This is a genomic window from Pedobacter sp. UYP24 (genome assembly GCF_054057295.1).
Window position 1 is genome coordinate 446,278 of sequence record NZ_JBSRZD010000002.1, and the last position, 13,721, is coordinate 459,998.

Below are 13,721 nucleotides of genomic sequence, written 5' to 3' on the forward strand. Positions count from 1 at the left end.
TAATTGAATGAGTACTATTTCTACCTATTTCCACAATGATATTTTCGAATTTGAAAGCGGCAAAACACTTGCAGGCCTTCAAATAGCTTATCAGACTTGGGGTAAATTAAATGCAGATAAGGACAACGTAATTTGGGTATGCCATGCTTTAACAGCTAATGCTGACGTATTAGACTGGTGGAAAGGTCTTTTTGGAGAGAATGATTTATTTAATCCAGCCGAACACTATATAATTTGTGCCAATGTATTGGGATCACATTATGGTACCAGCAATCCTTTGAGTACTAACGCGACTACTGGTTTACCTCACTATCTTGCTTTTCCGGAATTTACCATAAGAGACCTTGTGGCAGCTCACCGTTTGTTGGCCGTACACCTGGAAATTAAGAATATCAAAGTATTGATTGGTGGTTCATTAGGTGGCCAGCAGGCACTTGAATGGTCAATCATTGAAAATAGCAGAATAGAAAATTTAATATTACTAGCAACCAATGCTGTTCATTCACCCTGGGGCATCGCTTTCAATGAGAGTCAGCGTTTGGCAATTTCAACAGATAGGACTTTTTATTCACAACAACCCAAAGGGGGATTAAAAGGTCTTAAAACTGCCAGAAGTATCGCGCTTCTTTCCTATAGAACCTACGAAGCTTATGCTACGACCCAATTGGAAAGTGTGAATGAAAAGACAATGAATTTCAGAGCATCTTCATATCAAAACTATCAGGGCGAAAAGCTTTGCAATCGATTTAATGCTTATAGCTACTGGTTCTTAACAAAAGCTATGGATAGCCATAATGTAGGTAGGGGAAGAAAGAGTGTCAATGATGCATTAAAACTGGTAAATGCGAATACCCTGGTAATTGGGATTGAGAATGACGTGCTGTTTCCGCTCTCAGAGCAGGATTTTATAGGCAAGACCATTCAAAATGCTTCATTTAAGAGTATCATGTCTTCTTACGGGCATGATGGCTTTTTGATTGAAACAGATATGTTAACCAACATCATTGGCAATTTTCTAAAAGAAACTTCCAATAAAAAAATAATTAAACTACATAAAACAGCATAACACGTAGATGAGCAAAAAACTTAAAATAGGTCTGTTTGGTTTTGGGGTAGTTGGACAAGGATTGCATGATATCATTCGTGGCCAGGACCTCAACCTTGAAATCGTCAAGATCGCTATTAAGAATCCGGAAAAAACGAGGTCTCTTGATGCGCAGCTGTTTACCACGGATCACAACGAGATACTTGACAATCCCGAGATCAACACCATTGTGGAACTAATAGATGATGCCGCTGTCGCTTTCAACATTGTAAAGAAAGCATTAACAACTGGAAAGAACGTTGTATCTGCCAATAAGAAAATGATTGCTACACACCTGAGTGAACTGGTGGCCTTGCAAGAAGAGTATGGATCATCGTTGCTTTACGAAGGCGCAGTGTGTGGAAGTATCCCAATTATCAGAAATCTGGAAGAATACTACGACAATGAGTTGTTACATGGCATTAGCGGAATATTTAATGGTTCTTCCAATTATATTTTATCGAAAATATTTAATGAGAACCTGGAATACGGCCTAGCGCTTAAACAAGCTCAGGATCTGGGCTTCGCTGAAAGCAATCCAATACTTGATGTTGGAGGCTATGACCCGAAATTTAAACTGGCAATTGCAACAGCGCATGCTTACGGTCTTTTTATTGATCCTGATAAGATATTGAATATTGGAATACAGAATCTGAATGAAAATGACATCAGGTACGCAAGGGAAAAAAACTTTAAAATTAAATTAGTTCCCACAGCCAGAAAAATAAGCACCAAGCAAGTGGTTACTTATGTACTTCCAAAATTTGTAAAAGCTGATGATTTTCTCTTCAACGTAGAAAATGAATACAATGGAGTAACAGTACAGGCTGCGTTTGCAGACAAGCAGTTTTTCTTCGGAAAAGGTGCAGGTGGACATCCAACGGGAGCCGCGGTGCTTTCAGATATAGCTGCTTTAAGATATGACTATCGCTATGAGTATAAAAAATATCACCAGCAAAATGGGCTAATCCATACAGATAATGTCAACATTGAAGTTTACTTACGTTATGAGCATGAATACACGTTAGAAAAGCTAAAAATTGATCAAATCGTGGAACGCTTTTCAAGAAATGATTATAAATATGTAATTGGAAATGTAAGTTTGAAAAACCTACTTGCAAACCGGGAGTTGCTTGAACAAAAAGACGTGTTCATAGCACATACAGGAAGATATACTTATACAGAACATCAGATTAACGTGATTTCTGAAGAAGAGGTATTATTTAATTAGTTGTTTTTGTTTTGATAGCAAGCGGGTCTCAAATTGAGGCCCGCTTCATTTTACATATATCTATATTAGATTTCCCTGTTGATATCCCAATTCTCCAGATAATCTGCCACTCTTTTTACAAATGATCCACCCAGCGCCCCATCTACAACCCTATGATCATAAGATAAGGAAAGAAACATCATGTGTCTGATGGCAATCACATCTCCAAATTCTGTTTCCAAAACAGCAGGCTTCTTTTTAATGGCCCCTACAGCGAGTATGGCTACCTGAGGTTGGTTAATTATGGGTGTACCCATAATATTTCCAAACGAACCGACATTTGTTAAGGTAAAAGTTCCATTTTGGGTTTCATCTGGCTTTAATTTTGAATTCCTGGCGCGACTTGCAAGATCGTTAACTGACTTTGTTAAACCAACAAGGTTAAATTGATCTGCATTCCTAATAACAGGAACAATTAAGTTCCCGTTTGGAAGCGCAGCTGCCATACCAATATTTATGTCCCGCTTTTTAATAATTTGAGTTCCATTTACTGATACATTGATCATTGGAAAATCCCGGATAGCCTTAGCAACAGCCTCAATAAAAATAGGCGTAAAAGTGATCTTTTCATTTTCACGTTTCTCAAAAACTGTTTTTACCTTATCCCTCCACAGTACCATGTTGGTAACGTCAGCTTCTACAAATGATGTCACATGTGGCGATGTATTTACACTCATTACCATATGTTCAGAAATAAGTTTACGCATCCTATCCATTTCTATAATCTCATCTTCCCCACCAACATTGATTAAAGGTTTAGCTGTCACCGACTCAATTTTTTCAACAGGCCTGTTTAAAGTATTTACGGACGGGGCCTCTATTGAGTTTGGTGTCCCATTATTTTTAGAGATATGATTTAAAAGATCATCTTTAGTAAGGCGACCTTCCGCCCCGGTTCCGGATATTTTATCTAACTCGGCAACTGATATCTTTTCCTGGGTAGCGATATTTTTAACTAGCGGAGAATAAAAGCGATCGGATACAGGTAGCTGTTCAATACCAGGTATATTAGCCGATACCACACTTGCTTGTTGAATAAACTGAAACGGTTCAATAACATCAGGCTTCAATGTATCATCACCGCCTTCTGTTTCAATAATTGCAATTACATCACCAACCTGTGCCACATCATCCTCTTTAAATAATTGTTTAACAAGCTTTCCAGCAACAGGAGAAGGAACTTCAGAATCTACCTTATCCGTAGCGATCTCTAAAACAGTATCATCAAGTTTGATTTGATCTCCAACCTGCTTAGTCCATTTTATAACAGTCGCTTCCGCAACACTTTCCCCCATTTTAGGTAACAATAATTCGTAATGAGCCATTTTTTATTCTATAATTGGTGTTGGATGCAAAAGTAAAGTATTTTGAAGACTTAAACCTCATCGGCTTTAAGTTCATTAAGCAGCATCATCAAGGCTGACGAAGCAGACCGTTCAATATTTTGCATGCGCTTGTTGCCAAATTTAAACTCCTTTGCAATAGTTCTGCTTTTGCCAGCTACTGCAATCCATACAGTACCAACAGTCTTGCCCGGCATTTCGCCACCTGGCCCTGCTATACCAGTTACCGCAATTGCATAGTCAGTCTTAAATCTACTTAATGCTCCTTTAACCATTTCGGTTACAGTTTGTTCACTTACTGCTCCATAGTTTTCAATTGTCTTTAAAGATACGCCCAGACTAGATTCCTTTAACTCATTAGCATAAACTATTGCACCGCCTTTATAAACAGCTGATGAACCCGGATGCTTTGTAATCAGGTGAGCAATGTAACCTCCTGTGCAGCTTTCTGCAGTGGAAAGCGTTAAGCCTTTAGCTTCCATTACATTTAAAACGGCCTTTTCTAAAGCAATATCATCTTCTATAACTACATAAGGCTTGATCAGGGAAATGATCTTTTGTGCATACAATTCTACCTCCTGCTTCAATAACGCTTCATTTTCCCCTGTTCCGCTTAACCTTAATCTAACTTGGCCTAGCTTAGGAAGATAGGCTAATTTGATATACTCGGGTAAGCCATCTTCTACTGGTTCAATCTCAGCTGCCAAAAAAGACTCTCCAATATTAGCAGTCAAAATTGTTTTATGCACTATATAAGGGAGTTTTAATATTTTTTTTAATCTTGGAAGTATCTCTTCTTCCATCAGGTACATCATCTCAAAAGGTACACCAGGCATAGAAATGATGATATTATCATTTTGCTCAAACCACATGCAGGGAGCTGTACCATTTTTATTTTGTATAACGATACAACCGTTGGGCACATCAGCTTGCTTCCTATTGGATTCAATCATTGGTCTGCCCAGTCGTCCAAAAATTCCTTCAATATGCACTAAGGTTTCTTCGTCTCGTCTAAAGCCCATATTAAAATATTTAGCCAATGTAGTCTTGGTAATATCGTCTTTAGTCGGACCTAAACCACCAGTTATAAAAATTACCCTGGCACGCTTTTCTGCATACCCGAGTGCTTCTATAATGTGATTTGCATCATCAGAAACGGAAGTAATCTGCTTTACTTTTAGACCAATCAAGTTTAGCTGTTGGGCCATCCAGGCTGAATTTGTATCAACGATCTGGCCGATCAGGATCTCATCGCCGATGGTAATTATTTCTGCTAGCATATAAGTTATTAGAAACGGGTATAGTAATTTTTTCTCTTGCTTAGTTTTAAGTCCTGCAAAACCGCTGCCTTAACCTTAATGTCAACAGAATAGAATTGGTAGGCACCAAAAGGAATCCAGCTAACACTCATATCCCAGCAATGGAGGTCGCGGTAAATTGCTAATGAAGTCTGTGAAAAAGTACTAGCTTTGAAATCCCATCCAGAGTTAAACTGTACCTTCCAATTCCTGGTAATATTTGCATCGCCATTGAAGTTTAAGGTATTAGTAACACTGCTGGTTGTACCAGTGCGGTCGGTTGAATAATTAAAAGTGTAGCCAAAGGCGAAATTCCAGGGAATATTAAAGTCTACAAAGGCATTAGGATCTCTGCTTACCTTTGCCAGATCATCAGATTGCTCTTTAGTCATGGCACCTTTCTTAGTAAGATCGGTCCGAAGATCAGCTTCATTCAGATTCTTTCTTTTGAGGGCTTCTGGATTCAGGCTATAATCAAAGGAGAATCCAAAGCTGGTAAGCCTTGGTAGTTTACCATTTTGCCAGGTATACTTATCTTCCAAAAACCTGATAGGCAAACCATTTGGCCCTTTTACTACTTTATTATTTAAATCGAGACTATCCCTAACCTGATATGGATCTAAGGTTCCATAATAGTTGATCCCTAATTTATCCGTGAATTGAGACCTTCCATTAAAACCCAGTGTGGAAAGCTTGTAGCTCTTTGCCAGCAAATTGTAACTTCCACTAATTCCAAGCCCCTGTATAATTGGTAATTTCTTTTCTCCCTTACCTGTGGTATCTTTAGGAGATACAATTTTTGCCTCAACTGTATTGTCTACTCCAAATGAAATTGTAGCATTCCTACCTAAACCAGGCCCTCCATAAGCTGACCCTTCAAAAATTGAGTAAAGGATAGGTTTTCCATCAGGCCCAAGGGCTGAACTTCCGTCTGAATATTTTGCTTGCTTATAATATCCGCGTTTAAGGTCAGAAAAATCGGGGGTATATGTCAAACTAGCCCTAGGTGTCATCACATGCCTTAATGCTTTAAAATTCCCGAACTTAGTGAATTGAGCGGTACTGTAAATCTTTGTAGAAAGACCCATACCTACATTATATTCACCATTCCTTTTAAAACCAGGTATCGTATCAGTAATAACAACATCAGAACTATTTACAACCCTTAAATAGGTTTTCTCAATAGATTGAAAATACCAGCGTTCCTGATAAGAGGTATTTGCAGTAAAATTAAAGAAAAGAGCAGTAAAAGCCAAACTAACCGGTATTTGATGATTAATCCCATTCTTAAATTTCTTCAAGCTCTCCCGTTTAAACAATAAATCTTCCCTTGAGGTAATGGTATTACTTGCCTGCATAGAATAACCTACAGTTAGTTTTTGATACCATTTTTGTTCTCCCAATCTACTTTTAGAATCAAAAGGACTAAAAGTGGGAACTGATAAACTTATGTTAGGCAAAGTCAAACTCACAGAGCGCGTTTCCGTTTCCTGATAGCCGGAAAAATCTGTACCCAAGGTTATTCCATTATCGAAAACGCGCCCGTAGGCAATACTTGATCTTAAAGTGTTTTTTGCGAACTGATTAACATCGTAGCTGCTGCCTCCCGCCGTATTCTGATTGTAGGAACTTGTTCCCGCATCAACCAATGCCGAAAGAGTTGTACCCGGCTTAGCATTTGCATTCTGACTGTGCGTCCATTGTATGTTAAAATCCTTTTTTGGTGAGTATGCAGGCGTACCTTCCAGACCGTACCTGGCATTTGAATAACGTAGGTTAACGTTACCTGTATACTTATATCTTTTTACGTAATTGGAAAGCAATGAAGCGTCATAAGATCCACGGGTATATATCGTACCCGTCATTTTAGCATCCCAATAATCATTCAATCCCAAATAATAACCTCCATCACGCAGAAAAAATCCCCTGGTGTAATCTTCTCCCGGACTAGGAAGAATAAATCCAGACGTCTTTTTATTTGGCTTTGGGAAAAATGCAAATGGAAGTCCCAGAGGCAATGGGATATCTTCAATCTTTAAATAAACAGGTCCGGTAATAATTTGGTGCTCAGTTACAATACCTTTGGTGATATAAATACCAAAGTGCGGATGCGGCAAATTACAAGTACTATAGGTTTGACCTTTACTATGTATTTCGTCATCAGGTTGCTTCTTGGCTTTACCTCCTGAAAAGAACCCTCCCTCCTGCTCGGTAAAAACACCAAATATGTTACCTGCACCAGTTTTAATATTATAACGTAGAGAATCTGCCTTAGAGGTACCCTGACCTTCCATTTTCAATATAGGTCTACCAACATATTTCCCTTTGGAGTTGGTTCTGCCACGGGCAAAAACAAGGTTCGACTTTGTATTAAATTCGATATAGTCTGCATCTAGCTCAAAACCCTGATATATCACCCTGGCTTCCCCATATAGGTAAACAATATCTTTTTCTTTATTAACTCGGGTAGAATCTTTCGCTTTATATTCAACCTTTTCTGATGCTATCGTATCTTTTGGCTTACTTTGTGCGTTACTTGTTTGTGGTCTTGGCAGTATTGGTGTTTGCGTTTGCCTTCTTATACGATTACTTGGGTCTTGGCGGGCAGCAAATTTAGAACGAGCAGATACATTATTACCGGTAGAAACCAATAATAAAACTAAGTTCAAAAAAATGATATTCAGTAAAAGTTTCAAATTCGTGTGTGAATGTTATTTTTGCATTTGTGTTTAATCCAAAACGTTCAAAATTAATGAAAAATATACCATTGCTCAGGCCAAATGTAATTTTGATAGTATTTATTTCCATACTGATCAATACTATATCTAGTTATCAAGCCTTTACGCAAGAATATAAAATAAAAACTATTGTAATAGATGCCGGTCACGGCGGTCGTGACGGTAGCACCAGAGGCTTGTATTCCACAGAAAAAGACGTCGCCTTGAAGACGGCCCTTCATCTTGGCGCAGCTATTGAGGCTAACCTCAAAGATGTGAAAGTAATTTACACCCGCTCAGACGATACTTTTATCCCTCTTTATGAGCGCATTGCGATTGCCAACAATGCTAAGGCTGATCTTTTTATCTCCATACACTGTAATGATATGCCGCTTATAAGATCTACAGTTGTAACAGGCTACAAAAGGAACAGCAAAGGTAAAAAGATACCAAAAACTAGCAGTGTATACAGAAAAAGCACAAGCACCAGAGGTGTAGAAACATTTGTTTCTGGTATGGGCAGGGTAAACGAGCAGGACGAAGCAATAAAAAGAGAGAATGCTTCTATATTCCTGGAAGATAACTACAAGGAAAATTATGAAGGTTTTGACCCTAACAATCCTGAAAACTTTATCATCCTTTCCTTAATGAAAAATACTTTTAGAGCTCAAAGCTTAAGACTAGCTAAGTTAGTTCAAGATCAATATATCAATAATGGACGTATTGACCGGGGTGTTCAGGAAAAAAGCCTCGCTGTGTTAGCTCGCGCTGGAATGCCCGCTATTCTTACTGAGATTGGTTTTATCAGCAACCCTGAAGAAGAGAACTATATGAATTCGGAAGCAGGACAAAATGAAATCATAAACTGTTTATTAGAAGCTATTAAAAACTATAAAAAAGTTATAGAAGGATAATTGATTGTGGCATGATTAAAATAAAGAGCGTATTTCCAATCTTATTTATTCTAGTAACATTCCCATTTTTTTCATTCTCGCAAGGCTATAAGGTCCGCACTATAGTAATAGATGCTGGTCATGGAGGCAATAAACCCGGAGCACGCGGAAGCATTTCCCTTGAAAAAAATGTAGCACTGGAAGTTGCACTAAGGCTTGGGAAAAAGTTTGAGAAGGATATGCCTGAATTAAAAATACTCTATACCCGAAAAACGGATGTAGATGTTGACTTTTATAAAAGAGCAGCCCTGGCCAATGAAAATAATGCCGATATTTTCATTTCAATACATTGCAACTCCATGCCAGACAACAGGGTAATAACTGGTTACACCAAAACAAAAAGCGGCAAAAAAATCCCTCAATATGCATTTACTAAAAATAAAACAACAAGGGGCACTGAGACTTTTGTCGCCGGCTCCCACCGTTTGAACGAGCAGGATGCCGCAATAAGAGAAAACGAGGACATTAAACTGGAAAAGAACTACAAACAGAATTATAATGGTTATGATCCAAACGATCCCGAAACATTTATTATACTATCTTTGTTTAAGAATGTGTTCCGGGATAAAAGTTTGAAATTGGCGCGTCTTATACAGAAAAATTATACCAATGACAACAACCGGGTTAACAGAGGGGTTAAGGAACAAGGCCTGTTGATCCTTCAGAGGTGCGGAATGCCTGCAATTCTTACTGAGATTGGATTTATTTCCAATCCCGATGAAGAGCAGTATTTAAACTCTGAAAACGGTCAGGATGAAATTGTGAACTCCATTTTTAAAGCTATAAAAAGCTATAGACAAGAAACTGAAACAAATTAGAATGAAGATTGCAAACGAAACCAAAGTAGGCATTTTAGCTGCCTTTTCTATCGCCCTTTTAATCATTGGGTATAACTTTTTGAAAGGTAACGCCATATTTTCCAGCGAGACAATTCTATATGCAAAGTATTCGCATGTTGACGGTTTAGGCGTTTCAAAGCCGGTTCTTATTAATGGCTTTCAAATAGGTCGTGTAGATAAATTACAACTTCAGCCGGATGGATCTATTGTTGCCACACTTAAAATAAAAGGCAAATATGAGATCCCTAAAAATAGCATTGCAAAACTAGAAAGTACTGACCTTTTGGGAAGTAAAGCAATTGTAATGGCACTAGGAACAGGGAGTAATTTTGCTCAGGACGGTGATACCTTAAATGCAAATGTTGCCAAAGGTCTTTTGGAGACAGTAGAGCCGGTACAGAAAAAAGCCGAATTAATTATCGCTAAGATGGATTCCATCCTAACAAGTGTTAATACCATCCTAAATCCAAACTTCCAAAAGAACGTGGACAAGAGCTTTAATAGCATAGCATCTACCCTGGCATCATTAGAAGCTACTTCTAAGAAAGTAGATAATCTTGTTGGATCAGAAGGCTCAAGAATCTCCTCGATCCTATCCAATGTAGAAGCCATTTCCAACAATTTAAAACAAAACAATCAAAAGATCAATTCTATACTAAATAACGTTAGCACCATCACAGACCAGGTAGCAGCCGCTAACTTTAAAAAAACGATCGATAACGCCAATAAAGCCGTAGCAGATCTTCAAACAATTGTATCTAAAGTTAACAACGGCCAGGGCACGCTTGGTCAATTGGTAAATGACACCAAGATGTACGACAACCTCAACAATGCATCTAAAAATCTTGATAACTTAATGATCGATTTAAAAGAAAACCCTAAACGTTACGTACACTTCTCCGTATTTGGTGGAGGTAACAAGAAAGACAAATAGTTAGATTTCGTAGGTAATGCCTTCCAGGGCAAGTTCAGTATTTTCAAACAGGGTTCTGGCCTCTTCCAGCAAAGGAAGAAGTGCCTTGTAACGAGAAGAAAAGTGACCAATTAGCAGTTTCTTCGCATGTGTAATTTGAGCAACCTGAGCGGCCTGTAAAGCAGTAGTATGATGAGTTTGATTTGCTCTGTCCAACATTTCATTTAAAAATGTCGCTTCGTGGTAAAGTAGATCACAATTTTGAATACTATTAAAATACCGATCGTCAAATAAAGTATCAGAACAATAAGCATATACTTTTGGTTGAGTTGGATCGGTTGTATAATCTTTGTTTAATATCACTTTCCCGCCTGGCAGATTAAGATCTGCACCTCTTTTTAATAACGGATAGTATTCAATTCCTATATTTTCTTCCTCAAGCTTTTCAACAATGAGCTTACGCATCCTGGGCTTTTGGCTAAACTTAAAACCTGTACAGGGTATCCGGTGATTGAGCACAACAGTTTCAACCCTCAGATCGGCATTTTCATAAATTAATACCGATTCAATTGCTTCAATAGCAGTAAATTCAATTGGATACCTTAAAACTGTTTCTGAGTGTTTAAACTGCAAAGCCAATATTTCCTGCAAAGCGTAAGGCGCAAATATCTTAATCGGTTTAATCCTACCATTTAAATGCAAACTAGACAGTAAACCTATCAAGCCAAAATAATGGTCGCCATGCAAATGGCTAATAAAAATGTAATCTATTTTATTTGCTTTAAAACCAAATCTGATCAGTTGCTGCTGAGTACCCTCTCCACAATCAATCAGGTAAAACTTCTCATTGCAGTTGAGTAATTGAGAGGTAGGATTTCTATTGTAAACCGGGGTTGCAGAACTGCTACCCAGTATCGTAACCTCAAGCTTCATTTAATCCCTCTCTACTCCACCCAACAGTTCTTTCTCTATCTCGTCCATAAAGATCAGATCGGTGGCCTCATCCACCTTTGAAACAATAGTAAGCGATTGGTCCAGACTAGACATTTCCAATATCTTAGCTAGCACCGAATTTATACCTGTAACGATAAAAAGACCATTTGCGTTCTTACAAAGTCTGTTACCTACCAGTAAACTACTCAGATCCTGAGAGTCTTCACATTGCTTTACCGATGAAAGATCAAGCACAATATTACAGTACCCTTCTGCATTCAATAATATAAATTCAGATTTAAGCTTAGGGGTATTATCATTGGTAAATTTTGACTCCTTAAGCTTTATAACAACGTATTTTTCGTGTTTGTCTACTGAAAATTTCATAATATCAAGTATTAGTTATGAAAGCGAAAGTAACGAATTAATCACGTTAATAACGTTATTCTCTATTCTCTTTAAAACATCGGCAGACTCGTTTTTAACAAACTTGTCACCCGTAATCTGTTCATAAAGCTCAATATAACGTTCTGATATTGACTCCACTCTTACTTTATCCATAACCGGAACTGCCTGCCCGTCTTTACCCTGAAAACCGTTCTCAATCAACCATTTTCTAACAAATTCCTTAGACAATTGCTTTTGAGGTTCATCTGCATCCTGTCTTTCTTCATATCCATCGGCATAGAAATACCTAGAAGAATCTGGGGTATGTATCTCGTCAATCAAATAGATATCCTCACCAACCTTACCAAATTCATACTTGGTGTCAACTAGTATTAAACCTCGCTCAGCAGCCATTTCTGTCCCTCTTTTAAACAAAGCCTGGGTATAGTTTTCAAGCTGAGTATAATCAAGGATGGAAACTATCCCTTTCGCCATAATATCTTCCTTTGAAATATCCTCATCATGACCAATAGAAGCCTTTGTTGTTGGCGTTATAATCGGTTCAGGTAGCTTATCATTTTCTTTTAAGCCATCTGGTAAGGAAACACCACAAACGCTTCTTCGTCCTGCGCTGTACTCTCTCCAGGCATGTCCTGCAAGATATCCTCTGATCACCATCTCTACCTTAAAAGGCTCGCAAATCCTACCAATGGTCACCATCTCATCTGGAACATCCAAAACCCAGTTAGGCACGATATCTTTGGTGGAAGCCAGGAACTTAGCTGCAATCTGATTCAACACCTGTCCTTTAAATGGAATAGCTACGGGCAAAACCACATCAAATGCAGAGATCCTGTCTGTAACTACCATGGCCATATACTGGTCATTAATGGTGTATACATCCCTTACTTTACCTTTATAAAAATTAGATTGCTTGGGAAAGCTAAAATGTGTTTCTTTTATCGCTGTCATGTTAGTAGCAAAAGTTTTAATATTATATTATTGTATATCTCCGTAGGCCTTCAATATCCTTTTTACCAGTTTATGTCTCACCACATCTTCTCCGGTAAGGTAAATGATTTCGATGCCTGGTATATCGTCCAGTATCCGTAAGGCATTGTGCAGGCCAGACATTTGTTTTCTGGGAAGATCTATCTGGGTAACATCGCCGGTTATAATCATCTTTGCTGAAGGCCCCATTCTGGTCAGAAACATTTTTAACTGTAAATCGGTTGAATTTTGCGCCTCATCCAAAATCACATAACAATTATCTAAAGTCCTTCCACGCATAAATGCCAGCGGTGCAATTTCAATAGTCCTGTTTTCAATGTATAGCTTCAACTTTTCAGCAGGAATCATATCATCTAGTGCGTCATATAATGGGCGCAAATAAGGGTCCACCTTTTCTTTAAGGTCTCCCGGAAGAAAGCCAAGATTCTCACCGGCCTCAACAGCTGGTCGAGTTAAAATGATTCTTTTTATTTCTTTGTTTTTTAAGGCACGTACAGCAAGCGCAACTGCTGTATAGGTTTTACCCGTACCAGCCGGACCAATGGCAAATAAAACATCATTCTTAGTAATGCTATCCACCATTCTGCGTTGATTGGCTGTGCGGGCTTTAATCATCAATCCGTTTGTACCGAATACGATAACTTCACCACCCCCCCCCTGTCCTGCAGGCTTATCTGCAGTCCCAACATCCGCAACAGTCTTCGCCTTTTTGGCACTCAATATATCTTCTACATCATTGGCCGTAAGCGCACTATATTTTTCCAGGTGATTGGTAATCTGGTTGTATCTGTGTTCGAATAAACTAAGCTCCTGTTCCTCGCCAAGTACCTTAACCTCATTACCCCTTGCTACAATCTTCAATTTTGGAAAAGCATTTTTAATGATCTCGTAATGCTCGTTGTTAGCACCCCAAAATTGTACCGGATCTACCGATTCTAATGTTAGTTTTAGTTCGTTCAAAATATTGTTTTTT

12 protein-coding genes are annotated in these 13,721 nt (G+C 38.3%); 5 read left to right on the plus strand and 7 right to left on the minus strand.

Features of this window, described 5'->3' with window-relative positions; translation table 11 throughout:
• Positions 1-7: 7 nt before the first annotated feature.
• A complete protein-coding gene (locus tag ACVWYN_RS06620) occupies positions 8-1,066 on the plus strand; it encodes a homoserine O-acetyltransferase family protein (RefSeq protein ID WP_457288042.1) in 1,059 nt (352 codons plus the stop codon).
• Positions 1,067-1,073: 7 nt separating this feature from the next.
• Positions 1,074-2,315, plus strand: coding sequence for a homoserine dehydrogenase (locus ACVWYN_RS06625; protein ID WP_457288043.1), 1,242 nt, complete (start codon positions 1,074-1,076; stop codon positions 2,313-2,315).
• A 65-nt stretch (positions 2,316-2,380) separates the two neighbouring features.
• Here the strand turns inward: ACVWYN_RS06625 and ACVWYN_RS06630 are convergent, their stop codons facing one another.
• The 3 genes from ACVWYN_RS06630 to ACVWYN_RS06640 are packed head-to-tail and all read right to left on the minus strand — an operon-like array spanning position 2,381 to position 7,664.
• A complete protein-coding gene (locus tag ACVWYN_RS06630) occupies positions 2,381-3,679 on the minus strand; it encodes a dihydrolipoamide acetyltransferase family protein (RefSeq protein WP_457288044.1) in 1,299 nt (432 codons plus the stop codon).
• A gap of 50 nt (positions 3,680-3,729) precedes the next feature.
• Positions 3,730-4,977, minus strand: a complete 1,248-nt coding sequence (locus ACVWYN_RS06635) for a competence/damage-inducible protein A (protein ID WP_457288045.1) — start codon at positions 4,975-4,977, stop codon at positions 3,730-3,732.
• Positions 4,978-4,985: 8 nt separating this feature from the next.
• Positions 4,986-7,664, minus strand: a complete 2,679-nt coding sequence (locus ACVWYN_RS06640) for a putative LPS assembly protein LptD (RefSeq protein WP_457288046.1) — start codon at positions 7,662-7,664, stop codon at positions 4,986-4,988.
• A gap of 83 nt (positions 7,665-7,747) precedes the next feature.
• On the opposite strand from ACVWYN_RS06640, the gene ACVWYN_RS06645 reads away from it, so the two are divergent.
• The 3 genes from ACVWYN_RS06645 to ACVWYN_RS06655 are packed head-to-tail and all read left to right on the plus strand — an operon-like array spanning position 7,748 to position 10,438.
• Positions 7,748-8,626, plus strand: coding sequence for an N-acetylmuramoyl-L-alanine amidase family protein (locus ACVWYN_RS06645; protein ID WP_457288047.1), 879 nt, complete (start codon positions 7,748-7,750; stop codon positions 8,624-8,626).
• Between the two features lie 11 nt (positions 8,627-8,637).
• Complete coding sequence (locus tag ACVWYN_RS06650; RefSeq protein ID WP_457288048.1) at positions 8,638-9,483, plus strand: N-acetylmuramoyl-L-alanine amidase family protein; 846 nt, start codon at positions 8,638-8,640, stop codon at positions 9,481-9,483.
• A 1-nt stretch (position 9,484) separates the two neighbouring features.
• A complete protein-coding gene (locus ACVWYN_RS06655) occupies positions 9,485-10,438 on the plus strand; it encodes an MlaD family protein (RefSeq protein WP_457288049.1) in 954 nt (317 codons plus the stop codon).
• On the opposite strand, the gene ACVWYN_RS06660 is transcribed toward ACVWYN_RS06655, so the two are convergent.
• Genes ACVWYN_RS06660 through ACVWYN_RS06675 form a run of 4 tightly spaced genes read right to left on the minus strand, consistent with a single transcriptional unit; the run spans position 10,439 to position 13,708 of the window.
• Complete coding sequence (locus ACVWYN_RS06660; RefSeq protein WP_457288050.1) at positions 10,439-11,350, minus strand: ribonuclease Z; 912 nt, start codon at positions 11,348-11,350, stop codon at positions 10,439-10,441.
• Entirely contained in the window at positions 11,351-11,737 is a 387-nt protein-coding gene (locus ACVWYN_RS06665; RefSeq protein ID WP_457288051.1) for an STAS domain-containing protein, read from the minus strand.
• A gap of 15 nt (positions 11,738-11,752) precedes the next feature.
• Positions 11,753-12,709, minus strand: a complete 957-nt coding sequence (locus ACVWYN_RS06670; RefSeq protein ID WP_457288052.1) for a phosphoribosylaminoimidazolesuccinocarboxamide synthase — start codon at positions 12,707-12,709, stop codon at positions 11,753-11,755.
• A 27-nt stretch (positions 12,710-12,736) separates the two neighbouring features.
• On the minus strand, positions 12,737-13,708 hold the full coding sequence (locus tag ACVWYN_RS06675; RefSeq protein ID WP_457288053.1) for a PhoH family protein: 972 nt from the start codon (positions 13,706-13,708) through the stop codon (positions 12,737-12,739).
• Between the last annotated feature and the right edge of the window lie 13 nt (positions 13,709-13,721).